At 72.4% G+C, this 23755-nt stretch carries 19 protein-coding genes and 1 pseudogene; 9 read left to right on the forward strand and 11 right to left on the reverse strand.

What is annotated here, in order from left to right:
- The first annotated feature begins 45 nt into the window (after nucleotides 1-45).
- Nucleotides 46-897 (forward strand): serine hydrolase, encoded by an 852-nt coding sequence (locus ABGA99_RS20895; protein WP_347583226.1) that lies wholly within the window; start codon nucleotides 46-48, stop codon nucleotides 895-897.
- 4 nt (nucleotides 898-901) lie between these two features.
- On the opposite strand, the gene ABGA99_RS20900 is transcribed toward ABGA99_RS20895, so the two are convergent.
- Nucleotides 902-1795 carry an LLM class flavin-dependent oxidoreductase gene (locus tag ABGA99_RS20900; RefSeq protein ID WP_347579698.1) on the reverse strand — a complete coding sequence of 298 codons (894 nt, stop codon included), beginning with the start codon at nucleotides 1793-1795 and terminating at the stop codon, nucleotides 902-904.
- Nucleotides 1796-1856: 61 nt separating this feature from the next.
- The gene (locus ABGA99_RS20905) at nucleotides 1857-2408 is read right to left on the reverse strand and encodes a hypothetical protein (protein WP_347579699.1); all 552 of its coding nucleotides are present in this window, start codon (nucleotides 2406-2408) and stop codon (nucleotides 1857-1859) included.
- 235 nt (nucleotides 2409-2643) lie between these two features.
- On the opposite strand from ABGA99_RS20905, the gene ABGA99_RS20910 reads away from it, so the two are divergent.
- On the forward strand, nucleotides 2644-2985 hold the full coding sequence (locus tag ABGA99_RS20910) for a hypothetical protein (protein ID WP_347579754.1): 342 nt from the start codon (nucleotides 2644-2646) through the stop codon (nucleotides 2983-2985).
- A 68-nt stretch (nucleotides 2986-3053) separates the two neighbouring features.
- Here the strand turns inward: ABGA99_RS20910 and ABGA99_RS20915 are convergent, their stop codons facing one another.
- The 6 genes and pseudogenes from ABGA99_RS20915 to ABGA99_RS20940 all read right to left on the reverse strand — a co-directional run.
- Entirely contained in the window at nucleotides 3054-4229 is a 1176-nt protein-coding gene (locus tag ABGA99_RS20915) for a hypothetical protein (RefSeq protein ID WP_347583194.1), read from the reverse strand.
- A gap of 103 nt (nucleotides 4230-4332) precedes the next feature.
- On the reverse strand, nucleotides 4333-5394 hold the full coding sequence (locus tag ABGA99_RS20920) for a GTP-binding protein (protein WP_347579701.1): 1062 nt from the start codon (nucleotides 5392-5394) through the stop codon (nucleotides 4333-4335).
- Between the two features lie 56 nt (nucleotides 5395-5450).
- Nucleotides 5451-6659 (reverse strand): hypothetical protein, encoded by a 1209-nt coding sequence (locus ABGA99_RS20925; RefSeq protein ID WP_347579702.1) that lies wholly within the window; start codon nucleotides 6657-6659, stop codon nucleotides 5451-5453.
- A 161-nt stretch (nucleotides 6660-6820) separates the two neighbouring features.
- On the reverse strand, nucleotides 6821-7756 hold the full coding sequence (locus tag ABGA99_RS20930) for a MerR family transcriptional regulator (RefSeq protein ID WP_347579755.1): 936 nt from the start codon (nucleotides 7754-7756) through the stop codon (nucleotides 6821-6823).
- A 349-nt stretch (nucleotides 7757-8105) separates the two neighbouring features.
- Nucleotides 8106-9875: an SDR family oxidoreductase gene (locus tag ABGA99_RS20935; protein WP_347579703.1), complete on the reverse strand. Its 1770-nt coding sequence runs from the start codon at nucleotides 9873-9875 to the stop codon at nucleotides 8106-8108.
- A 149-nt stretch (nucleotides 9876-10024) separates the two neighbouring features.
- Nucleotides 10025-10852 (reverse strand): annotated as a pseudogene (locus ABGA99_RS20940) (M24 family metallopeptidase); the annotation flags it as partial.
- A 355-nt stretch (nucleotides 10853-11207) separates the two neighbouring features.
- On the opposite strand from ABGA99_RS20940, the gene ABGA99_RS20945 reads away from it, so the two are divergent.
- The 4 genes from ABGA99_RS20945 to ABGA99_RS20960 are packed head-to-tail and all read left to right on the forward strand — an operon-like array spanning nucleotide 11208 to nucleotide 14843.
- Entirely contained in the window at nucleotides 11208-12236 is a 1029-nt protein-coding gene (locus ABGA99_RS20945) for an ABC transporter ATP-binding protein (RefSeq protein ID WP_347579704.1), read from the forward strand.
- On the forward strand, nucleotides 12226-13194 hold the full coding sequence (locus ABGA99_RS20950) for an ABC transporter permease (RefSeq protein ID WP_347579705.1): 969 nt from the start codon (nucleotides 12226-12228) through the stop codon (nucleotides 13192-13194). Before ABGA99_RS20945 ends, ABGA99_RS20950 begins: the two co-directional genes overlap by 11 nt.
- Nucleotides 13191-14102 (forward strand): ABC transporter ATP-binding protein, encoded by a 912-nt coding sequence (locus tag ABGA99_RS20955; protein ID WP_347579706.1) that lies wholly within the window; start codon nucleotides 13191-13193, stop codon nucleotides 14100-14102. The genes ABGA99_RS20950 and ABGA99_RS20955 overlap by 4 nt, the downstream gene beginning before the upstream one ends.
- Nucleotides 14103-14123: 21 nt before the next feature.
- The gene (locus tag ABGA99_RS20960; RefSeq protein WP_347579756.1) at nucleotides 14124-14843 is read left to right on the forward strand and encodes an ABC transporter permease; all 720 of its coding nucleotides are present in this window, start codon (nucleotides 14124-14126) and stop codon (nucleotides 14841-14843) included.
- A 203-nt stretch (nucleotides 14844-15046) separates the two neighbouring features.
- Here ABGA99_RS20960 and ABGA99_RS20965 read toward each other — a convergent pair whose 3' ends face one another.
- The gene (locus tag ABGA99_RS20965) at nucleotides 15047-15616 is read right to left on the reverse strand and encodes a YfbM family protein (protein ID WP_347583195.1); all 570 of its coding nucleotides are present in this window, start codon (nucleotides 15614-15616) and stop codon (nucleotides 15047-15049) included.
- Between the two features lie 230 nt (nucleotides 15617-15846).
- Complete coding sequence (locus ABGA99_RS20970) at nucleotides 15847-16179, reverse strand: hypothetical protein (RefSeq protein WP_347583196.1); 333 nt, start codon at nucleotides 16177-16179, stop codon at nucleotides 15847-15849.
- A gap of 70 nt (nucleotides 16180-16249) precedes the next feature.
- On the opposite strand from ABGA99_RS20970, the gene ABGA99_RS20975 reads away from it, so the two are divergent.
- Both ABGA99_RS20975 and ABGA99_RS20980 read left to right on the forward strand, forming a co-directional pair.
- Complete coding sequence (locus tag ABGA99_RS20975) at nucleotides 16250-17035, forward strand: DUF6193 family natural product biosynthesis protein (protein ID WP_347583197.1); 786 nt, start codon at nucleotides 16250-16252, stop codon at nucleotides 17033-17035.
- 203 nt (nucleotides 17036-17238) lie between these two features.
- A complete protein-coding gene (locus tag ABGA99_RS20980) occupies nucleotides 17239-17802 on the forward strand; it encodes a dihydrofolate reductase family protein (RefSeq protein WP_347579709.1) in 564 nt (187 codons plus the stop codon).
- A 34-nt stretch (nucleotides 17803-17836) separates the two neighbouring features.
- Here the strand turns inward: ABGA99_RS20980 and ABGA99_RS20985 are convergent, their stop codons facing one another.
- On the reverse strand, nucleotides 17837-21730 hold the full coding sequence (locus tag ABGA99_RS20985) for a replicative DNA helicase (protein ID WP_347583227.1): 3894 nt from the start codon (nucleotides 21728-21730) through the stop codon (nucleotides 17837-17839).
- Nucleotides 21731-22235: 505 nt separating this feature from the next.
- On the opposite strand from ABGA99_RS20985, the gene ABGA99_RS20990 reads away from it, so the two are divergent.
- Nucleotides 22236-23609 carry an MATE family efflux transporter gene (locus tag ABGA99_RS20990; RefSeq protein ID WP_347583198.1) on the forward strand — a complete coding sequence of 458 codons (1374 nt, stop codon included), beginning with the start codon at nucleotides 22236-22238 and terminating at the stop codon, nucleotides 23607-23609.
- The last annotated feature ends 146 nt before the right edge of the window (nucleotides 23610-23755 follow it).

The raw sequence follows: 23755 nt of genomic DNA on the forward strand, positions 1-23755 counted from the left end.
CCCGCCCCGCGCACGCCGGCCGCCCACCGCACCGCCGGGTCCCGCATCCGCCGGGCGTTCACGGAAGCCGGCGTCACCGGCCAGCTCCACGCGCGCGACATCGACACCGGCGCCGCCCTCGCGGTGGCCGCCGACACCCCGGTCAGCACCGCGAGCGTGCACAAGGTGTGCCTCCTGGCCACCCTCTACCGCGAGGCCGAGCACGGCCGCGTCGACCTCACCACCGCCGTCGACGTCCCCGCCGCCGGCCGCACCCCCGGCCCGACCGGGCTGGGCGCCATGCGCGACGCCGCCCGCCTCTCGCTGCGCGACCTGGCCGTCCTCGCGGTCTCCGTCAGCGACAACACCGCCGCCGACGTGCTGTGGGACACCGTCGGCATCGAGGCGGTCAACCGCACCATGACCGCCCTGGGCCTGACCCGTACCACCGCCGTGCAGAAGGTACGCGACCTCTACGCCGCACTCGCCGACGACGCCGGCCCCGCCGGCGCCACCGCGCTCCTCGACCCCGCCCGCGTCGCCCGCCTCCGCGCCCTCGACCCGGCCCGTACCAACCGCTCCACCCCGCGCGAACTCACCGCCCTCCTCGCCGCCGTCTGGCGCGACGAGGTGTGCACCGGCGCGTACGCCGCCGATCTGCGCCGCACGCTGGGCACCCAGGCGTGGGGGCACCGGCTGGCGTCCGGGTTCCCCTTCGACGACGTACGCATCAGCGGGAAGACGGGCACGCTGCCGACGCTGCGGCACGAGATCGGCGTCGTGGAGTACCCGGACGGGGGCCGCTACGCGGTCGCCGTCTGCACCCGCGCCGCCGCGACGGCGGTGACGCTCCCGGCGGCCGACGCGGTGATCGGCACGGCGGCCCGCCTGGCGGTGGACGCGCTGCGGGCCCCGTGAGCGATCAGGCCCCCAACTGCCCCGGCGCCTCCGTCGCGATGCGCTCGAAGACGCGCTCGTCGGCGGCGAAGACCGAGTCCGGGACGGGCCAGTGGAGCACGATCTCGGTGAAGCCGAGCGCGGCGTGCCTGCCGGCGAAGTCGACGAAGGCGTCGAGGGATTCCAGCGGCCGGTCCGGGGTGAAGCCGGCGAGCAGCACCTTCTCCATCGCCGCGGTGTCCCGCCCCACCGCGGCCCCCGCCTCGGCGAGCCGGGCGACCTGGGCGCGGATGGCGGCCAGGGAGTCGGCGGCGGTGCCGGTCGCGGAGGTCTGCGGGTCGCCGGTCGTCACCCACGACTGCCCGTACCGCGCGGCCAGCCGCATCCCGCGCGGCCCGGTCGCCGCCACGGCGAACGGCAGCCGCGGCCGCTGTACGCACCCGGGGATCATCCGCACCTCGTGCGCCGAGTAGTACGTGCCCGCGTACGATGTGGTGTCCTGCGTCAGCAGCGAGTCCAGCAGCGGCACGAACTCCCCGAATCGCTCCGTCCGCTCCCGCACCGCCCACGGCTGCTGCCCCAGCGCGGTCGCGTCGAACCCGGAACCCCCGGCGCCGATGCCCAGGACCATCCGCCCGCCGGACACGTCGTCCAGCGAGATCAACTCCTTGGCCAGCGTGACCGGATGCCGGAAGTTCGGCGAGGTCACGAGCGTGCCGAGGCGCAGCCGGGAGGTCACGCAGGCGGCGGCGGTCAGGGTCGGCAGGGCACCGAACCAGGGCCCGTCGCGAAACGTCCGCCACGACAGGTGGTCGTAGGTGTACGCGGCGGAAAAGCCCAGCTCCTCCGCCCGCTGCCATGGCGCACGACCGCCGGAGTGCCAGCGCCGGACGGGCAGGATCAGGGTGCTCAGTCGCATACCGCGACCCTACGGCCTGTGTTGCGCGGCCGCAGGGTCGCGGGTGGTGGGCGGTGGCGGGTCAGCAGCCGCCGCAGTTGTAGTACGTGACGTCCCAGTGGTTGCCCTCGCGGGCGTAGATGTTGCCGGAACCGGACTGGTACAGGGGGGCGCCGTCGCCGCGTACGCCGATGTAGGCGAAGTTGCCGGTGACGTAGTTGTTGATGCACGTGCCGAGGGAGTAGTCGAGCTTGTAGCCGTTCCAGTGGCTGTACGTGCCGCCCGCGTGGCCGGTCTCGGTACCGCCGGTGATGTTCAGGCCGCAGCCGCTCGCGGACTTGAGCGTCTGGGCGCCCTGGGCGGAGGCGAGGTTGAGCTGCTCGAAGGAGGTGCAGGTGGGGTTGTTGCGGTCGGAGCAGCCGCCGGAGGACGACCAGGTGATGCCGGAGGAGCGGAACATCGACGTGGCCTGGGAGTGACTGATCTTCGTGACCAGGGGAGCGGCGGGCGCGGCGGCCTTGGTGGGGGCCGCGGGCGCCGCGGGCGCCGCCGCGGCCTGGGCGGGGGCGGCGGCCATGCCCACCGCCGCGCCGGCGGCGAGGGCGAGGGCGGTGAGTGCGGAACGTACACGCATGTGGAACCTCCTGCTGGAGCGGGGGAGTTGTGGGGGTCGTGCTGAGCAGGTGGTACACCGCAGGATGATGCCCGATGTCTACGCGCGTCGCCAGGGGGTGCGGAGCGGGAGGCGGGGGAACTTCCCGCCGGGCGGACGCGTCTGTTTCCGGCGGGGGTGGTGGGGTGGAAGGGAACGAAGGGGTGGTGACGGCGTGGGTGGTGACGGCGCGGGTGGTGACGGCACGGGTGCAGAGGTGCGCGGCGGTACGGGTGTCGGGCTGGGCGGGTGCGCGCTCGCCCTGTTCGGGGCGGCCGTCGCGCCGCTCGCCTGGGCGCCGCGGGCAGCGGTCAACGTGCACGGCGGATTCGAGGACCACGCGCGCGACCTGAGTGTGCTCTACGTCGACCTGCCGCTCGTCGTCCTCGGCGGTGCGCTGCTGCCGCTGGGGGTCTGGGCGCTGGGGCTGCGGTGGGTGGGGAGGCCGTGGGTGGCGGCGGTGGCGGCCGTGGCGGCGCTGGGGCTGGGGGTGTGGGGGCTCACGGAGTGGTGGTCGCCGCGGCGGCCGCCCGACCCCGGGTACGGGCCGGGGATCTGACGGCGCGTACCCGGGGGTGGGGGGTCGGGGTGCTGCGTCCTGCGTGCGGAGCGTGGGGCGCCGGTTGCTCAGACGAGGACGCCGGTGAGGGGGTCGTAGCGCAGGACGGTGACGTCGTTGTCGGCGGGGTGGCTCAGGCCCCGGGTGCGGATGGTCATGATGCCGACGCGGTAGCGGTCCTCGGTCGCGATGCGCAGCCAGGGGCGGCCGTCGCGTACGACCGTGACCTCCTCGGTCAGCGTCCCGTCACGGCCCGCGGCGAGGGCGTAGATGGGGCCGTCGGGCGGGGCGATGCCGATGCCGCCGTCCGCGCGGATGGTCATGGTGGCGACGAGTTCGCCGCGGCCGTCGTTGGCGTCGCCGGCGAAGTCGTAGAGGCGGGCCGGGTCGCCGACGTAGTGGCGCAGGCGGCCGAGGCCGGTGACGTCCATGCCGTTGTAGAAGTTCTTGGCGTCGGCGTCGAGCCAGAAGTGGGTGTTGTGGGTGGGGGAGCCGAAGTCGGGGCCGGAGTTGTACGAGATGTGCCAGTGGGGCGGGTTGTCCGCGTGCAGCGTGTTGTTGGTCTCGAAGCCGGCGACGAACCAGCGGTGACCCTTCGCCGCCGCGGTGGCCTTCAGGCCGGAGTCGACGAGGATGCGGTGGGCGGCGACGAGCTGGTGGAGCTGGGAGCGGGCCTGCTTGGCGGGCCACGGGACGGTGGTCCAGGGTCCTGCGACGCGGTCGGGGTCGTTGTGGTCGAGCTTGTAGTACATCCCCGGCGATATGTCGGGGTGGCTCCAGATCTGCAGGGTGGGCTGGTTGGCGTCGGCGGAGGGCTGGGTGACGGGGAGGGTGAAGGCGAAGCGGTGGCGGTCGGCGGGGTCGCGTCTGAGGCGCAGCCGGGTGTCCATGTGGACGACGGCGGCGACGGTGACGCCCGGCCAGCGGACGGAGACCTCGATGCCCTCGGGGGTGGCGGGGCCGCGGACGAAGGAGTAGTACTCGGCGCGGCTGGCGACGTGGTAGCGGTCGCCGGGCACGAACTCGTAGCCGTCGGGGAGCGTCACCTCGGGCACGGCGGGGTCGCCGGGGCGGAGGCGGACGAGGCGGAAGGCGGCGTACGCGACGGCGGCGTCGGCGGCCGCGGGTGCTCCTTCCGCGGTTCCGGCGGCGGGCTCGGCGGCGGCGGCGGGGCGGGGCAGCGCCAGGGCGAGGCCGGAGGCGGAGGCTCCGGTGACCAGGGCGCGACGGCTCAACGTGCTCATGCGGGATCCCTCTCGGTCGGATGCACGACGCGGGCCAGCTTGCAGCGTCTGGGGGCCCGCAGACTTTCTGTCCCGCAACGGGCAGTTGAACCCGGGTGGCCGGCTACGCGTCCGGGTCCCCGGCTCCGTCCACGTACCGCAGCACGCCCCACATCGCGTCCTCGCCACCGTCCTGCGGTACGTGGCCGCGGCAGGTGTCGAGTTCCTTGCGTACGGCATCGGCGTCGATCCCCGCGCCGATCAGCACCAACCGCGTGACCCGCTCCTCGCCGCGGCCCCAGGGGGCGGGGCGGAAGCGCAGGAAGCGGCCGACGGCGTGCAGTCCGTACTTCTGCGGGTGGCCGGGGACGCCGAAGTGGACGAAGCCCTTGACGCGGTAGAGGCCGGCGGGGCGGGTGTCGAGGAAGTCGAGCAGGCGGCGGGGGCTGACGGGCTCGGCGGTGGCGAACTCGACGCTCTCGTACGCCGCGTGGAGATGCGCGCCGTGGTCGTCACCGGTGCACTCCTCGGTCGCCAGGTCGGCGAAGGAGAGCTGCCGGTGGCGGGGCGCCGTCGCGCCGGGGCCGTCGTCGCCCCTCGGGTCGAAGAACAGCTCGGGGTCCACGCGCCCGTACGCCGTCGCCACCACGGGTGTGCCGGGGGCCAGTTCCCCGATCGCCTCGTGGAGGCGGCGGCGTTCGGCGTCGTCGATCCGGTCGGTCTTGTTGAGCACGACGAGGTCGGCGACGGCGAGGTGGCGGTCGATCTCGGGGTGCCGCTCGCGGGTCGCGGCGAACTCGGCGCCGTCCACGACCTCGACCAGCCCTCCGTACACGATGCGGTCGTTCTCGCTGGCCAGCACCATGCGCACGAGTTCCTGCGGCTCGGCGAGGCCGCTGGCCTCGACCACGATGACGTCGATCCTGCCGGTGGCGGCCAGCCGGTCGAGGTAGGCGTCCAGCTCGGAGGTGTCGACGGCGCAGCACAGGCAGCCGTTGCCGAGGGAGACCATCGAGTCGACCTGGCCGGCGACGGCCATGGCGTCGATCTCGATGCTGCCGAAGTCGTTGACGACGGCGCCGATCCGGGTGCCGTTGCCGTTGCGCAACAGCCCGTTGAGGAGGGTGGTCTTGCCGGAGCCCAGAAACCCCGCGAGAACGACCACGGGGATCCGTCCGCTGCCCACCAGCCACCCTCCCCGCGCCGTCCGCTCTGCCGGCGTCCAGGGTAGAGGGCGGACCGTCAGCCGTAGCGCTCGATACGCGCCTGGGCGGGCGGGAAGGGCGACTGCGCCGTCGTACCCGCCGACCAGAAGCCGGCCGTGCCGGGTATGGGCGCGAGGGCGGACATCACGGGGGTGATGCCCTGAGCGGCGGCGGGGCCGCGCTCGCCGGCCCAGGCGGTGCCGTCCCAGCGGAGGTAGTGGGCGCTGGTGCCGTCCCAGAAGTCCCAGCCGGCGATGACGGCGGGGCGGCCGGCGGCGTCGGGGGCGATGGCGCCGAGGGAGCCGACGGTGAAGGGGGCGGCGACGTCGCTCCACGCCGTGCCGTCGTAGTGGCGCAGGACGACGCCCGGCGGCTTGCCGGGCGGGCCGCCGGCGCCGTAGTCGTGGCCGGTGAGCCAGATGTCGTCGGGGGCGACGGGGAGCAGGTCGGTGACGGACAGGCGCAGTCCGGCGAGCCGGGGCAGGACGTGCCAGGAGCGGTCGTCGTACCGGGCGACGACGACGTCACCGGAGACCCAGGTGGCGCCGGCGCGGTCGACGTGGACGTTCCACAGGCTGGGGACGGACCCGTCGTCGGTGGGCAGCGGCGGGGACCAGCTCCAGCGGGTGCCGCCCGCGTCGTCGGAACGCAGCACGCGGGAGGCGCCGTCGCGGGTGCCGGAGACCCGGACGGTGCCGTCGGGGGCGACCGCGACGGCCCACAACTCCGTGCCGGACGCGCCGCGTCCGGGGAAGTCGTGCTCGCGCCAGGTGGTGCCGTCCCAGGCGAGGAGGTGGTCGGCACCGGCCCGGTCGTACGCCACGGCCCAGGCGGCGACCGCCCCCGCGAGGCCCGCGGGAGCGGCGGCGACGTTGCGGATGCTGCCGGCGAAGGCGAGGTGCGACACATCGGTGACCTGCCAGGCGGAGCCGTCCCAGGTACGGGCGACGGGCCGGCCGGAGGTCGACCCGCTACGGGCCTCCTCACCCACGGCCCACGCGAGATCGGGCCCCGCGGCGGCAACGGCGCTGAGCAGCACGGCGGGCGCCCCGGCCGGTACGGGGACCTCGCGCCAGGCGGCCCGGGGCCGGGCGCCGCGGACGGACCGGTCGTCGGCGCCGGTGGTTGCGGTGGCTGCGGTGGCTGAAGTGGCTGAAGTGGCATGGCCGTGTCCCGCGGCGGTGAGGCCGAGCCCGGTGGCGGCGGTCGTGGCGGTTAACCCTCTGACAAAGCTGCGTCTGCGCATGGGTGTTCTCCTCCCGTTGGACGGCCGACCCAGAGTGACCCGCGGGTAACCTGGGGTCAACCCCGCGTCCGGCCGTGCCGCCCGAGCCGCTCGCACCGCCGGACCGGCCCTCCACACACCGGGCCTCGCCGCTCACCTCACGGCGCCGGAGACCCCGCCGCTCAGCCCGCGTCGTCCTCCCCGTCGGCGCCCCTCGCCAGGGTGTCCATGCGGCGCTTGTGGACCTCCCGTTCCGTCGCCGAGGTGACGAACTCCGCCGTCGCCGCGGGGCCCACCAGATCGCGGACGGCCGCCACCGTGGTCGCCGGCAGGCTCACCGGGACCGTCGCCGGGGCGGCGGCCGGGGGCTGGTCCTGGCCTGCGAGGTGCTCGTGGAGCTGGCGCGTGGCCAGGGTGCGCATCGCGCGGGCCAGCTCCGCGTCCATCGTCTGCTGCGCCAGCGGACGCAGCCGGCGTACGAGGCCGGCGGCCTCGGTCGCCTCCGCGTCCGACGGGGGGTGGTCCAGGTAGCGCTGGAAGACATGCTCGGCGGTGAAGTCGAGCAGGCCCGCCGCTATCTCCTCCACCCGCAGCCGCAGCTCGCGCAGTTGGCCGGTGATGGCGGTGAACGGGACGCCCGCCGCGTGCAGTTCCGCGGCGACCGTGAGCTGCTGGGGGCTGGGCACGAGGAACATCTCCGGCTCGGCCGGCACCCGCTCCAGCACACCCAGCTCGACGGCCTCCTCGACCGCGGACTCGTCCGCCGCCCCGCCGAACAGCTCCGCCAGCTCCGCCCGGCTCAACTGCCCCGACTCCTCGTCGGTCCACGGCCCCTGCACCTCGGCGACCAGGCCCAGCACCCCGCCGAGCCCCCGGCCCGCGTCCCACGCCTCCAGCAGCTCCTTGATGGACGCCAGCGTGTAGCCGCGGTCGAGGAGGCCGGCTATCTGCCGCAGCCGGGCGAGGTGTTCCTCGCCGTAGACGTTGGTCCGCCCGCGCCGCTCCGGCCGGGGCAGCAGCCCGCGGTCGGCGTACGCGCGGATGGTACGTACGGTCGTGCCGCTGGCGTGCGCCAGACCCTCGATCCGGTACTCACCGGCCGTCTGCTGCTCCAGCACCGCTCGCCTGCCCCTCGGCCGGTCGCCCGGCCCGCCCGTGTCCCGGTCCCCCGGCCCGCTCGCCGCCGCGCCGGGCCCGCTTGGGAGGGATGGTACGGCCGGCGCGGACGCCGGGGTCTCCGGCCGGTCGAACGAGGTCCGGTGCGGCGTGCGCACGCCGTGCTCCGCGGGCGGGGGCCGTGCTTCGGTGCTCACGATGCTGCTCCTGGGAGGCAAGTGGCTCTGGTCAGGTGGTGGGTGGACGGCGGACGCACCGGCCCGGGGACGGGAACGAGCAGGAGGACCGGCGGGAATCGGGAACGGTGAACCGTGGATCGGGAGCCGGGAGCCGGGAGCCCGTAGCCCGGCGCTAGATCTTCGGCTCCACCCGGGCTATCGCCCGCAGCGCCCTCGGCGCGAACCGCGCCAGCAGCCGCGAGCCCCGCGCCTCCGGCGTGACCGGCACCACCGCCTGGTTGCGCACGACCGCCCGCAGCACGGCGCCGGCGACCTTCTCCGCGGGGTAGTTCCGCTTCCCGTACCAGCGGTGCACGCTCTTCCGCCGGCGCTGCTCCTCTTCCTCGGAGACTCCCGCGAACCGTGTGGTGGCCGTGATGTCGGTGTGCACGAAGCCGGGGCAGACGGCCGAGACGCCGATCCCCTGACCCGCCAGCTCCGCGCGCAGGCACTCCGACAGCATCAGCACCGCGGCCTTCGACGTCGCGTACGCGGGCAGGGTTCGCGACGGCGCATAGGCGGCGGCCGAGGCGGTGTTGACGATGTGCCCGCCCTGGCCGCGCTCGGCCATCTGCCTGCCGAAGAGCCGGCAGCCGTGGATGACGCCCCACAGATTGACGTCCAGCACCCGGCGCCAGTCCGCCGTCGAGGTGTCCAGGAACGGGCCGGACAGACCGATCCCGGCATTGTTCACCAGGACGTCCACCACCCCGTACGAAGCGGCGACGCGCTCGGCGAACTTCTCCATCGCCTCCTCGTCCGCGACGTCCACCACCTCCGGCCACGCCTCCGCCGCGCCGATCATCCGGCACAACTCGGCGGTCGTGGCCGCCCCCTCCGCGTCGACGTCCGCCGCCACGATCCGCGCGCCGGCCTCCGCGAAGGCGAAGGCGGTGGCCCGGCCGATGCCGCTGCCCGCGCCGGTGATCAGCACCAGCCGCCCGCCGAACCGGTCCGCGTACGGCCCGTCGGGGACGATCTCCGCCACCGGCGTGCCGTCCTCGTGGGCGAGCACGAACTCGCCGATCCACTCGGCGAGCTGGTCGGGCCGGGTACGCGGGACCCAGTGCCGGGCGTCGATCGTGCGCCGCAGCAACTGCGGCACCCAGCGGTCCAGGTCGTCGTAGAGGCTCGGCGAGAGGAAGGCGTCGCCGGCGGGGGTGATGAGCTGCACCGGCACGTGCGCGTAGGCGTCGGCGCGGGGGTGGCGCAGCCGGGCGCGGACGTTGTCCCGGTAGAGCCAGGTGCCGTGCGCCGCGTCGTCGCCCAGGGAGGCCGTCGGATAGCCGGCGCCGGGGACCTTCTCCAGCCGCCGCAGGATCGCCGGCCAGCGCGCGCCGAGCGGGCCGCGCCAGGCCAGCTCGGGCAGGACGGGGGTGTGCAGCAGATACACGTACCAGGACTTGGCGGTCTGGCCGAGCAGTTGGCCGGCCCGCCGCGGTGTGGGGCGGCGCAGCCGGCCGTTGATCCAGTGCCCGAAGTGGTCGAGAGACGGGCCGGAGAGGGAGGTGAACGACGCGATGCGGCCCTCGGTGCGCTCCACCGTGGTGAACTCCCAGCCCTGCACCGAGCCCCAGTCGTGCCCCACGAGGTGCACCGGGCGGGCCGGGCTGACGGCGTCGACCACGGCGAGGAAGTCGTCCGTGAGCTTCTCCAGCGTGAAGCCGCCCTTCAGCGGCTTCGGCGCGGTGGAGCGGCCGTGGCCGCGGACGTCGTACAGCACGACGTGGAAGCGCTCGGCGAGCCGGGAGGCGACCTCGGACCACACCTCCTTGCTGTCCGGATAGCCGTGCAGCAGCACGACCGTCGGCTGCGCGGCGTCCCCCAGCTCCGCCACGCACAGCTCGACCCCGGCGGTCCTGACCCACCGCTCCCGTACGGCCGCGCCGTCCCGCTCGCTCATGCCACCCGCCCCTTCTCCTGCGCCCGCCCTTGCGCCGCACCCGGCCCGCCGCCCGGCGCCGGGTCCCGCGCCGGTTCCTCCGCCTCGCCGGCCCCGGGGTCCGGCGCCTCGTCGCGCGCCCGGTCCTCCGCCAGCTCCCGGTCCGCCGCCGCCTCCGCCCACCGCCGCACGTGCGGCAGGTCGTCGTCCAGCCAGAACGCGCTCTCCTCCGCGTCCCGCGAATCCGTCACCACCAGCAACTCCTCGAACTTCGCCCCCGTGCCCCGGAAGCCCAGGTGCGGCTCCACCGCCCACAGCCCCGGCCGCGGCGGATGCTGCGAGAACCGGTACGGACTCCACAGCGGCGACCAGCCCTCGCGGTGCCCGCGCAGGGCGTCCTTCGCCAGGCCCTTCAGGCTCTGCGTGCCGAAGCCGAACACGTGTGGCGAGAAGCGCCGCTCCCGGACCCGGTCGACCTTGTGCGCGATGACGCCGAACGGATAGGCCCGGTGCCGGTTGTGATAGCCCTGGCGGACCATGAGGCGCTCCACGTCCTCGTAGACCTCCCGCAGGGGGCGGCGCTCGCGCACCTCGCGCAGGATCAGCTCCCGGTGCACCCGCAGGTCGCGCATCAGCCTGTCGTGCACGGGGTTGGGCCCGAGGGAGCCGGAATACCCCACGTCGGCCGTGTGCCCGCCGTGCACCGGTGCGAGGTCGAGGATGAACGGCATGCCCGGCGCCAGCTCCCGGTTCGTCGGGAAGAACTGCAGCGGCACCCTGAAGCCCGCGAACGCCGTCCGGTCGCCGAACCACGCGAAAGGCAGGTGGAACCAGTCCCGCACGCCACGCTCGCGCAGCCACTCCCGCTGCATCCGCGCCGCCTCCCGCTCCGTGACCCCCGGCCGGAGCTGCGCCGCGACCGCCTCCGCGCACGCGTACGCCAGGCGCTGCACGCTTCTGAACCCCCGCAGAGCCGCCGAGGACTCGGTGAGTGTCATCAGTCCGCCCCTCCCGTTCCCGCCACCCGAATTCCGCACCCGCACCCACACCCACACCGAAACCGCACCCACACCCGCAACCGCCGCGGCCGGCCCTCCTCGGCCGGCCCCGCCCCAAATCCACCCTGTCCGGCCCGACTTCACCCGAAGCCGGGCCCGCCCCGAAAGCTGACACCAATGACTGTGACATCGCCCCATGGCTCCGTCAATGCCCGTCAGTCGCCCTGTGGATACCGCCGGTAACCTCAGGGTTCCCGGCCCCTTCCCCCTACGGGTCCGTCCCTCCCCGGTCGTATCCCCCAACCATCGCCAGGTCTGACGCCCCCGCGCCCCCGCACCACTACCGTCGTGCAACGTGACAGTCATCGCCACCGAGAACCTGAGCAAACGGTTTCCCCGGGTCACCGCGCTCGACGGCCTCACCCTCGACATCGGCCCCGGGGTCACGGGCCTGGTCGGCGCCAACGGCGCCGGCAAGTCCACGCTGATCAAGATCCTGCTCGGCCTGTCGCCCGCCTCCGAGGGCTCCGCCAGCGTGCTCGGCCTCGACGTGGCCGCCGGCAGCGACACCGCCGCCACGATCCGCGAGCGCGTCGGCTACATGCCGGAACACGACTGCCTGCCGCCCGACGTCTCCGCCACGGAGTTCGTCGTCCACATGGCGCGTATGTCCGGCCTCCCCGCCACCGCGGCCCGCGAGCGCACCGCCGACACCCTGCGCCACGTCGGCCTGTACGAGGAGCGCTACCGCCCCATCGGCGGCTACTCCACCGGCATGAAGCAGCGCGTCAAGCTCGCCCAGGCCCTCGTGCACGACCCGCAGCTCGTCTTCCTCGACGAGCCGACCAACGGCCTCGACCCGGTCGGCCGCGACGACATGCTCGGCCTCATCCGCCGCGTACACGCCGACTTCGGCATCTCCGTCCTCGTCACCTCGCACCTCCTCGGCGAGCTGGAGCGCACCTGCGACCACGTCGTCGTCATCGACGGCGGCCGGCTGCTGCGCTCCAGCTCCACCAGCGACTTCACGCAGACCACCGCCACCCTCGCGGTCGAGGTGACCGACACCGACGCCCACCCCGACGGCACCGCCACCCTGCGCAAGGCGCTCGCCGGCGCGGGCCTGGCGATCACCGCGGACGGCCGGCTGCTGTACGTCGAGGCCGAGGACGACGGCACGTACGACGTCGTACGCGACGCGGTGGCCGGGCTCGGCCTCGGGCTGGTGCGCATGGAGCAGCGCCGGCACCGCATCGCGGAGATCTTCCGCGACGACGACACCCTCCCGGCGAGCACGAGCACGAGCACAGCCGCGCCCACCCCGGCGAGCACGTCCGCGACCGACCCCGCGACCGACCCCGCAGGAAGCCCTCATGCCCACTGACGCGCCCGCCGCCGGCAACTCCGGCGCCACCGGCAAGACCGGCGCCACCGCCCAGGCCCCCGGCCCGAGCACACCCGCCGCCACCGACGTCATCCACGACATCGGCTACCGCCACTACGAAGGACCCCGCCTCGGCCGCGGCTACGCCCGCCGCTCCCTGTTCACCCAGTCCCTGCGTGCCGCGTACGGCCTCGGCCGCTCCGCCAAGTCCAAGGTCCCGCCGGCGCTCCTCTTCGGCATCATGTGCCTGGTCGCGCTCATCCTCGTCGCGGTCGCCATCGGCACCGGCATGGACGAACTGCCGCTGGAGTACACCGACTACGCGATCTACCTCCAGCCCGTCATCTTCCTCTTCATCGCCGCCCAGGCCCCCGTGTCCGTCTCCCGCGACCTGCGGTTCCGTACCGTCCCGCTCTACTTCTCCCGCCCCGTCGAGCGCGTCGACTACGTCGCCGCCAAGTACGCGGCGATGGCCTCCGCGCTCTTCATCCTCACCGCCACCCCCCTGCTGATCCTCTACGTCGGCGCGCTGCTGGCGAAGCTCGACTTCACCGACCAGACCAAGGGCTTCGCCCAGGCGCTCCTCTCCGTCGCCCTGCTGTCGGTGCTCTTCGCCGGCATCGGCCTGGCCATCGCCGCCCTCACCCCGCGCCGCGGCTTCGGCGTCGCCGCCGTCATCGCCGCGTTCACCGTGCCGTTCGGCGCGGTCAGCGCGCTGCAGGGCATCGCGTGGGAGCAGGACAACCTCGGCGCCATCGGCTGGTTCGCGCTCTTCTCGCCGATCGGCCTCATCGACAACATCCAGTCGACGTTCCTCGGCGCGACCCCCGCCACCGCCTCCCCCGAGCCCGTCGACCCGTCCACCGCGGCCGGCACGGCGGCGCTGCTGCTCACGCTCGCGCTCGCCGCCCTCTGCCACCTGTTCCTGCTGCGCCGCTACCGAAAGGCCGGGCTGTGACCACCATCCGGATCGACAGCGTCTCCCGCTGGTTCGGCAACGTCGTCGCCGTCAACGACGTGACCATGGCCATCGGACCGGGCGTCACCGGCCTCCTCGGCCCCAACGGCGCCGGCAAGTCGACCCTCATCAACATGATGGCCGGCTTCCTCTCCCCCTCCACCGGCGCGGTCACCCTGGACGGTGTTCGCATCTGGCGCAACGAGCAGGTCTACAAGCAGATCGGGCTCGTCCCCGAGCGGGAGGCGATGTACGACTTCCTCACCGGCCGCGAGTTCGTCCTCGCCAACGCCGAGCTGCACGGCCTCGGCGCCGACGCCGCGCGCAAGGCGCTGGCCACGGTCGAGATGGAGTACGCGCAGAACCGCCGGATCAGCACGTACAGCAAAGGCATGCGCCAGCGCGTGAAGATGGCCTCCGCCCTCGTCCACGAGCCCGACGTGCTGCTCCTCGACGAGCCGTTCAACGGCATGGACCCGCGCCAGCGCATGCACCTCATGGACCTGCTGCGGCAGATGGGCGCCGCCGGCCGTACCGTGCTGTTCTCCTCCCACATCCTGGAGGAGGTCGAGCAACTCGCCGCGCACATCGAGGTGATCGTCGCCGGCCGGCACGCCGCCTCCGGCGACTTCCGCAAGATCCGCCGGCTGATGACCGACCGCCCGCACCACTACGCCGTACGCTCCAGCGACGACCGCGCGCTCGCCTCCGCGCTCATCGCCGACCCGTCCACGGCCGGGCTCGAACTCGACCGGCGCGACGGCGTCCTGCACGTCCAGGCCGTCGACTTCGCCCGCTTCACCGAGCTGCTGCCGCGCGTCGCCAGGGACCACGGCATCCGCCTCTACGAGGTCTCGCCGTCCGACGAGTCCCTCGAATCCGTCTTCTCGTACCTGGTCGCGGCCTGAGAAGGAGCGAAGAACGCGATGCTGTACCACCCCACCGTCGCCCGGCTCACCCAGCGGGCCATCCTCGGCCGCCGCCGGGCGCTCATCCTGCTCCTGCTGCCCGTCCTGCTCATCGTCATCGCCATCGTCGTACGCGCCCTCGTCGGCGCCGACGACGAGGTCACCGCCGACCTCCTCGGCGGCTTCGCGCTGGCGACCATGGTGCCGCTCATCGGCGTCATCGCCGGCACGGGGGCCATCGGCCCGGAGATCGACGACAGTTCGATCGTCTATCTGCTCGCGAAGCCCGTGCCGCGCCCGACGATCATCCTCACCAAGCTGATCGTCGCGGTCGGCGTGACCGCCGCGTTCTCCGCGCTCCCGACGCTGGTCGCCGGGTTCATCCTCGGCGGCAACGGCAGCCGCCTGGCGGTCGCGTACGCCCTGGCCGCCGCGGTCGCCTCCGTCGCGTACGCCGCCTTCTTCCTGATGCTCGGCACGATCTCGCGGCACGCGGTGGTCTTCGGACTCGTCTACGCGCTGGTGTGGGAGGCCCTGCTCGGCAGTCTCGTCGACGGCGTGAAGACGCTCAGCATCCAGCAGTGGGCGCTGGCGGTGGGCGAGAAGATCGGCCAGGGCGGCCACGTCGTCTCCGACGTGGCGCTGCCGGTGGCAACGGTCCTGCTGATCGTGGTCACGGCGGGCGCGACCTGGTTCGCCGCCCAGCGGCTGCGGTCGCTGACGCTGGCGGGCGAGGAGTAGATTCCGGGCGGGGGTGCCTGTGACGTTCGAGATGATTCCGGATCCGCCCGCCCGTACCGCCGCGTTCGAACCGCACCTCGACGGGCTGCTGCCCCTCTTCTCCCCCGCCTGGGCCGTTCCGGACCGGGCGGGGGAGAACGCGTACCGCCGGTGCGAGGTCAAGCGCTGGGAGATCGGCCGGGCACCCGAGGCACTACGCCGGCTCAGTCCTGGTCCGCACCGTCCCCGACCGCATGAGCCCGCAGATCCCGGCTCCGCGCCTGGCCCAACCACAGCGGCAACCCGTCACCGTCCCCCGCCGCCCCCCGGAAGTACTCGACCAGTGCCTCATAGTGGCCACGTACGTAGTCGAAGGACTCCCCGCGCTCCCAGACGATCAGCGGATACACGTCCGCACGGGCCAGGTCCTCCTGCGACACGCCGTGAACCAGCCTGTCGGAGCTCGTCGTCCCCAGTACCTCCGCGGCCGTCCGCACCTGTTCGGGGGTGAGGTAGCGCGGTGGACCGTAGCCCAGTCGTCGGCTCCGGGTATCGATTCCTCGCCGTAGGTGACGTCCACTGGGAAGTCGACGCGGCGGAGCAGATACCCGATGGCGTCCCACCCATGCCTTGTCGGTGTCCGGAAACCGTGTGATGTCCGAGCCAGCGTCCTCCTCCGCGCCGGTCTCGGTTTCGAGGAGTTCGAAGATGAAGCCCCGCGCCCAGTCGGGCTCGCGGACCGCCCGGTCCAACTCAGCTGGCGTGACCCGCGCGTACTCCCCGATCATGCTCATGGGCCGGATCGTAGATCGCGGCACTGGCACGGCAGCCCCGACCTCACCTGCCCGTTTCGGCCCACCGGAGCAGGGGAGTTGGCCGGTCGCGGCACTTCTGACCGGTCCCGCTTCAACGGGCGCCCCACACCTGCGGGCCGGCTCCCGCGTGCGGGGACTGGCGGGACGCCTTCATGTGGAACGGCATCGGCTCGCAGTTCGAAACCGCAGGGGCTCCGCAACCCGGCTGATCACGTCGCCTGTCCCGTAGTTGCTCCGCCCTTCGTCCGGATCCACTCGCGGACGGTCTCAATGGCGCCGAGAAGCTCCTCGAAGGTGCGGAGATCGCGATGCTGCCGACGAACCCGGTCTGCTGCCACGTCCCCGCACTCAAGTTCCGCCTCACCGCTGCTCCAGACGGTGAGCATGGCGACGTGGCCGTCCGTTTCCAGCGTCATACACGTGCTGGCCTTGGTCCGACCGTCCTCGGGCGATCGCTGGACGGCACCGGTGATTCCGCACGATCGCAAGCGTTCCTCGTGCTCGTCGAACCAGGTCTGGAGCCCCTCGGGCAGTTCATCCATGGTCCGCCCTCCCTGTAGGTTCTTCTCACGAAGGTGCCCATTTCCCCAGCAAAGGCGGCAGACTTCGGCCGTGGCCTCGAACTCTCCGCGCCCTGCTGGCCACGAACCAGTGGCCGCCGCTCCTGATCTCTATCCGGAGCTTGCGGATGCCGGCAGTCTGGCCGGGGCCCTGGCGCTGGCTGCCGCCGAGCAAGGCTTCGACCTGGGAGCGGTGCTGAGCAACGATTCGGATCCGCTGCGGACAGCCGGAGTCCCCAGCACAGCTTCCGACCGGGAGCCCTGCTGGATTTTCCTCGGGTCGGAGAGCCGTTGGTTCCACATCAATGGCCTGCGTCAAGGTGTGCAGCTACTCTCAGGCTCGACCTCCGATCTGGAAGAGCTGGCCCGAGCCACAGCAGGTTGGCGAAGCGGCGCCCGGCTCCGCGAGATTCAAAAGGCTGCCCCCTTCATCAACGTGAGCGAACTGATCGAAGCACATGAACGCGGTCCAGCCGAAGCAGTCACTGTCCAGTGGCGGTTCCTCTTGGAGGATTTGCGCCAGGAGGCGCATCGGCTCGGCCTCGCCCGCCAGACACTGCTGCTCGCCGAGATGGCGTCGGCCGACCCGAAACTGCGGCAGTTGTATCCGTTTACCAGCCACCGGTCGCTCCACTTCAGCACCTGCACCGGCTTTCCGTACTCGTGGGACGTGCCGTTCGTCGATCCGTTGAGCGGTGACCGTTACCGCATCTGCGGGCCATCGCGCGGGATCGTTGTCAGTGAGGCCGACACCGCAGAGGAGGCCATCGCCTTGGTGGTTGCGGGACTTCCAGGAGGGCGCGGGCCGGCGGTCGCCGGCGCCGCAAGCGACCGGTAGCCGCTGCGAGCGCCCGGTTTCCTGCCCGTCCGAGGTCACGGTATGCGGGCTGCGGTCTGACGGCGGGCGGCGCTCCAGAACGATGAGTCTGCGGCTGAGCCACCGAGCACGAGGACCACAGGTGAGCTCAGATCGCGCACCGATGAGTTTCCCGTACCGCGCCGGTCTGTACGCGTGGGACCGACTCACGGAAGGCTGGCGCCATGCGGAAACTGATCTACGGCATGAACGTGTCCCTGGACGGCTACATCGCCGCGCCCGGCGACGACATCGGCTGGGGCGTGCCGAGCGACGAGCTGTTCCAGTTCTGGTCCGACCAGTTGCAGGCGACCGACCTGACGCTGTACGGGCGCAAGCTGTGGCAGACGATGAGTTCCCACTGGCCGACCGGCGACCAGCAGCCCAACGCCACCCCGGCGGAGATCGAGTTCGCGCGCCGGTGGCGGGACATGTCGAAGGTGGTGTTCTCCTCGACGATCGACAAGGTCGACTGGAACGCCCGCCTGGTCACCGGCGACGTGGTCGCCGAGATCACCCGGCTCAAGGCCGAGGACGGCGGCCCGATGGACATCGGCGGCGCGACGCTCGCCGGGGCGGCCATGCGGGCCGGGCTGATCGACGAGTACGTGCTGGCCACCGCGCCGGTCCTGGTGGGCGGCGGCACGCCGTTCTTCGCCGCGCTGGACGGCCAGGTGAACCTGAACCTGGTGGAGACGCGGACGTTTCCCGGCGGCGTGGTCCTGACCAGGTACGAGACGAGGCGCTGAGCAGCTTCCCGCTGTCTCACCACACGCATGCGGGTCAGGTCTGGGCCATGTCCACGAAGCGGGAGTAGTGGCCCTGGAAGGCCACCGTGATCGTCGCCGTCGGACCGTTGCGGTGCTTCGCGACGATCAGGTCCGCCTCGCCGGCGCGTGGCGACTCCTTCTCGTACGCATCCTCTCGGTGCAGCAGGATGACCATGTCAGCATCCTGTTCGATACTGTTGTGCACGCTGATCCCGTTGGCGATGAAGTTGTGCGTGCCGAGCACGGTGGCGTCGTAGACCTCCTGCTCGCCCAGGGCCTCGATCGAGACGACCTCGTCCCAGGACACGTCGCTGGTCGCAAGCATCTCCAGATCCGCGCTCTGCAGGATCTCCGCGATGTGCCCGAGCCGGACTCGACCGGGCGACCTCTTGTAGAGCGCGCTTCCACAGTACTTGGGGCCCAGTGCGGCCGGGAAAGCGCGCGTCGTCAGGGACTGCTCACGCATCTGCTCGCGGACCTGCTCCCAGACGTCGCGCGGGACGGTGTCGACGTTGGGGTTGGCCTGCACGGGTCGTAGGCGCTCCACCGCGGAGACGACATGGCGGGAGCGGTCGCCGTGGACTCCGACGTTCTGCAGGAACCGACGTTGGTCGTCCACCCCGGAGACATCCACGGTCCAGCCGGGACGGCCGGTGGTGTTGCCCACTGCCCGCAGTCGGGCGCGGATGTCGAGGCGCAGCAGGAGTTGCTGCAGGTCCCGGGCGAGACGTTCGCTCGTTGTCGCGTAGTAGACGCGGACAGCGCCGGAACCCGACACCGTCACCGAACCGTCCGTCGCCCACAAGTGGCGCAGAAAGAGCCGCACCTGCTCGTCGGGCAGGGCGAACAACTCGCGCGGGAGGAATTTCTCGTGCGCGCGCTTGCCGTACAGGCCCATGCCGTCCAGCCAGGCGGCGATGGGGTTGCGCCGTCCGCGTGCAAGGCGGAAGGGGGCGGGCAGATAGACGTGCGACCAGGTGCCTTGGGCAGTACGCCGGGGAGTGATGCCGAAGTGGGCCGCCGCCTCTTCCACTGCGGCGAGGTTGGCCTCGTCGTTGCTCGTGTAGTGCACGGGCCGGCGCGGTGCGATGCAGCCGTCTCCGAGCAGGTGCCCGAGCATGATCACCTCGGCCTCGGGCCAGGCCCTCTGCTGCACAGGCCCTCTGATCTGCCGCGGTGTGGCGATACGTGAGCCGGCGGCGAGTTCGCCGAGGGGGGTCCAGCCGTCGTACGTCAGGAACGGGTGGTTTGCCGTCGCCTCGATCTCCCGGCCCGAAGCGAGCCGCAAGCGGAAGACCTCCTTGACCCCGCTGGAGAAGACGTGCGTCATCGTCCGTGGGACGACCCGGAGTTGCTCGTCCAGCGACCAGACCGGGATGTCCTTCTCGCCGCGGGTGAGCAGCTCACCGATGGTGACCTCGCTGCCGGTGTCGGCTCGCAGAACGCGGGTCGACGCGGTGACGCATCCCGATTCACGAAGGTCGGAGACCATCGGCTTCTTGTCCGTGCGCTGTTCGGGGCCGCGGTTGAGCTGGGACAGGGCGATCACCGGGACCTCCAGCTCCTTGGCGAGCAGCTTGAGGTTCCGGGACATCTCCGAGACCTCCTGCTGCCGGCTCTCCGGGCGGCGGGAGCCGCCCGTCTGCATGAGCTGGAGGTAGTCGATGACGATCATCTGCAGGTCGTTGCGCTGCTTCAGACGGCGGCACTTGGCGCGGATCTCCATCATCGACAGGTTCGGCGAGTCGTCGATGTAGAGCGGGGCGCCCGTCACCTCCGGCATCCGGCGTGCGAGGCGGGTCCAGTCGTCGTCCGTCATGCTGCCGGAGCGCATGTGGTGGAGCGCCACGCGGGCCTCCGCGGAGAGCAGCCGCATCGCGATCTCGTTGCGGCCCATCTCCAGGGAGAAGATGACGCTGGGCAGGTTGCTCTTGATCGAGCAGGCGCGGGCGAAGTCGAGGGCGAGCGTGCTGTTGTGCGTCGGCACCATCGACCGGGAGGCCAGGTACAGGTGGTCGGGGTGCTCGACCTGTACGCACCGGACCGGGACGCTGTCCAGAGGTGTGACTGCCGTGATGTACCGAGTGACCTGCTCTCGTTTCCCTTGCCGCCGGGCAGAGCGCGCCTTACGCGGCATCCGGGCCAGCGGAAGACTGGTCGGTACGATGACCTCCCACGAGTCCGCGCTCGGCCTTCCTGCTCCGGTCCGTCCGGTGCGCCGGTGGATCTGTGGAACGCACCCCAGCGTGACGACGAGTTCGTGGAAGCCGTCGATAAGCGCGCGGCTCGTGTTCGTGAATCGATAGGCGCCGTGGCCGTCAACGTGACCGCCCGAGTCCACCAGGCCCTGCACCAGCGCCAGGCGCTGCTCGAATGAGGCCCGCAGGTAGGCCGGAGGGATGTGCTTGCCCGCCGACAGGCTGAGCGAGCGCCACGTTTCTGTCAGTCCGCGCACGCCGAAGTGGCCTGCGCTGCCAGAGGAAACGACCTCACGGCCGGCTGCGCGGAACTCCCTCATCAGCCACTCGCGATCTCGTGGATCGCAGGCCACACGTCCACTTCCGGCCGTGCCGCCGTCACCGAGAAGACAGCCGAGCACATACGGGTCGACGGGCAGCTCGGTTTCAGGGCAGGCGAGAGGTTGCGCGGCTGGAATGGCGTGATTGTGCTCGTGGTGCACGCGAAGCGTGCCGGCAATCTCCGCTGTGGTACGCGGCCTCACCACCCTGCTCTCGGGCTCGGGGCGGCTCCACTGCTGTTGTACCGCCGTCGCGGTCCTGCCGAGTCCGGCACCGATCTGCGCGGACGTAGGACCGGAAGCGCGCCAGGCTCGCATCTGATCCCGCTCACCAGCAGCGTAAGGTCGCGCGGACAACGGGGGGCGAGACCACGAGGGCCAGTCGTCCGGGTACGCGGCAGCCCCCGGGACAGCATGGTCGTACGCCTTGCGGGTGTTCCGGTCCCAGGTAAGCCATTGATGGTCGGCATCGGCCACGATCTTCGCGCCATCCGAGAACTCGATCTCGTAGCACGGACGCCCAGTCATCACGTCGGTAGCGGCAACGACGCGCGTGGGCCTGCCCTTCGCGTCCAGCAGATAGTCGCCGACTTGGACCTCTCCCATCGTCGTCCACCCCGTGGGTGTGGGCAGCGGGGTGTCGAGGGCGAGGGCCTTACCCATGGCGGGGCGGGCGGCCACGACGATCATCTGGCCGGGGTGGAGGCCGTTCGTGAGGGAGTCGAGGTCGGTGAAGCCCGTGGGGACCCCGGACATCTGGCCGCTGCGGGAGCCGATGGCCTCGATCTCGTCGAGGGCTCCCTCCATGATCTCGCCGAGGGGGAGGTAGTCCTCCGCGGTGCGCTGTTCGGTGACGGCGTAGATCTCGGCCTGGGCGGAGTTGACGATGTCGTCGACCTCGCCGTCGGCCGCGTATCCCATCTGGGTGATGCGCGTGCCCGCCTCGACCAGGCGGCGCAGGATGGCGCGCTGGTGGACGATCTCGGCGTAGTACTCCGCGTTGGCGGCGGTGGGGACGGACTGGACGAGGGTGTGGAGGTACGACGCGCCGCCTACGCGGGCGAGTTCGCCGCGCTTGGTGAGCTCGGCGGAGACGGTGATGGGGTCGGCGGGCTCGCCGCGGGCGTAGAGGTCGAGGATCGCGGTGTAGACGGTCTCGTGGGCCGGGCGGTAGAAGTCGTGGCCCTTGAGGACCTCGACGACGTCGGCGATGGCGTCCTTGGAGAGCAGCATGCCGCCGAGGACGGACTGCTCGGCGTCCAGATCCTGCGGGGGTACGCGCTCGAAGGCGGCGGGGGCGCCGGGGCCCCAGGGGTCGTCCGGCGCGGGCTGGTCCGGCCGGCTGTGCCGGTCGGCCTCGCGGCGCAGTGGACGGACGTCCCCGGGCATGGTGTCCACGTAGTCCCGGTGCTCGGACACGGCTGCCCCACCTCCTCCCACCCGCCTCTCGGCGGACCTCTCAGGGCGCCCCTCTTTCTTACGGCACGCCGCTGACAAATCGCCCGCGGCGTTCCGCTTCCGGCGCGTCGGCCGGCCCCCCGGACCGCGGGGTGGCGGCGCCGGTGCCGGCAGGGGGGAGGCTCCACGGTAGGTCCGCGGCGGGCTCTCGCCAATTGCGCTATCCACAGGGGGTGTGGAAAGTGGGCGCCAACCTGTGGATTACTTGGGGAAAGCTGTGCACGAGCCGGGGGACAGTGCTGTGGACAAGCACACTATCGCTCCGCGATCACCCGTTTGACCTGCTGATTCTTCGTCCACCGCCGGTGGAGGAGAAAAACTTTGCCCTCCGGGCCGAGGTCGCGGCGGACGCGGCGCGCGGTCACCCCGTACACGTCATGCTGTAAGTACCCTTGGTCTGTTGCGTCTGTTACCTGTGGACTATTAGATTTGCTGCATGCACGACGTCCCCGCGCCCACCGCCGCCGACCAGGGCACGCCCGGCGAGCGGCGACGCCGCAGCCGGCGGCGGCACGACCGCGAGATCGTCGCCCTCGCCGTTCCCGCCTTCGGCGCCCTCGTCGCCGAGCCCCTCTTCCTGCTCGCCGACAGCGCCATCGTCGGTCACCTCGGCACCCCGCACCTCGCCGGCCTCGGCGTCGCCGCCGCGCTCCTCACCACTGCCGTGAGCGTCTTCGTCTTCCTCGCCTACGCCACGACCGCCGCCGTCGCCCGCCGCGTCGGCGCCGGCGATCTGCGCTCCGCGATCCAGCAGGGTGTCGACGGCATCTGGCTCGCCGCGCTGCTCGGCGCCGCGCTCGTCGCGGTCACCGTCCCCACCGCGTCCGGACTCGTCGGCCTCTTCGGCGCCTCCGACACCGCCGCGCCGTACGCGGTGACGTATCTGCGCGTCAGCGCCTTCGGCATCCCCGCCATGCTCATCGTCTTCGCCGCCACCGGCGTGCTACGCGGCCTGCAGGACACCCGCACCCCGCTGTACGTCGCCATCGGCGGCTTCACCGCCAACGCCGTGCTGAACGTCGCCCTCGTCTACGGCGCCGGCCTCGGCATCGCCGGCTCCGCCTGGGGCACCGTGCTCGCGCAGTGGGGGATGGCCGCGGTCTATCTGGTCGTCGTCGTACGGGGCGCCCGCCGGCACGGCGCCGCGCTGCGCCCGCAGCCGGCCGGCATACGGGCCTCCGCGCGGGCCGGGGTGCCGCTGCTGATCCGTACGCTCTCGCTGCGCGCCATCGGGCTCATCGCGACCGCGGTGGCGGCGGGTCTCGGGGACGAGTCGGTCGCCGCCCACCAGGTGGTGCTGAGCATCTGGTCGCTGCTGGCGTTCGCGCTGGACGCGATAGCGATCGCCGGGCAGGCGATCATCGGCCGGTATCTGGGCGCGGGGGACGTGGACGGTGCGCGGGAGGCGTGCCGGCGGATGGTGCAGTGGGGGGTGGCGACCGGCGCGGTGCTGGGGGCGCTGGTGGTGGCGGCCCGGCCGCTGATCCTGCCGCTGTTCACGGACGACGCGGGGGTGCACGACGTGCTGCTGCCGGCGCTGCTGGTCGTCGCGGTGACGCAGCCGCTGGCGGGGGTGGTGTTCGTGCTCGACGGCGTGCTCATGGGCGCGGGCGACGGGCCGTATCTGGCCTGGGCGATGCTGCTGACCCTGGTGGTCTTCGCACCGGTGGCGCTGGCGGTGCCGGCGCTCGGCGGAGGGCTGACGGCGGTGTGGTGGTCGATGGGGCTGATGATGCTGACGCGGCTGGTGACGCTGTGGCTGCGCGCGCGGTCGGGGCGGTGGCTGGTCACGGGCGCCGTCCGGGCGTAGCCGCGGTACGGGCCGGGCGAGACCCCGGTCCGCCGAAGCCCACCGTCCCAGCGAACGCCCCGGCTCCAGGCTCGGTTTCCGTGCGTCCGCACGCGAACGGGCCGCGCCCCCGCAAGGGCGCGGCCCGTCCTTCGTTCTACCCGTCG

Source organism: Streptomyces sp. B5E4 (genome assembly GCF_039871555.1).
Taxonomy (GTDB): domain Bacteria; phylum Actinomycetota; class Actinomycetes; order Streptomycetales; family Streptomycetaceae; genus Streptomyces.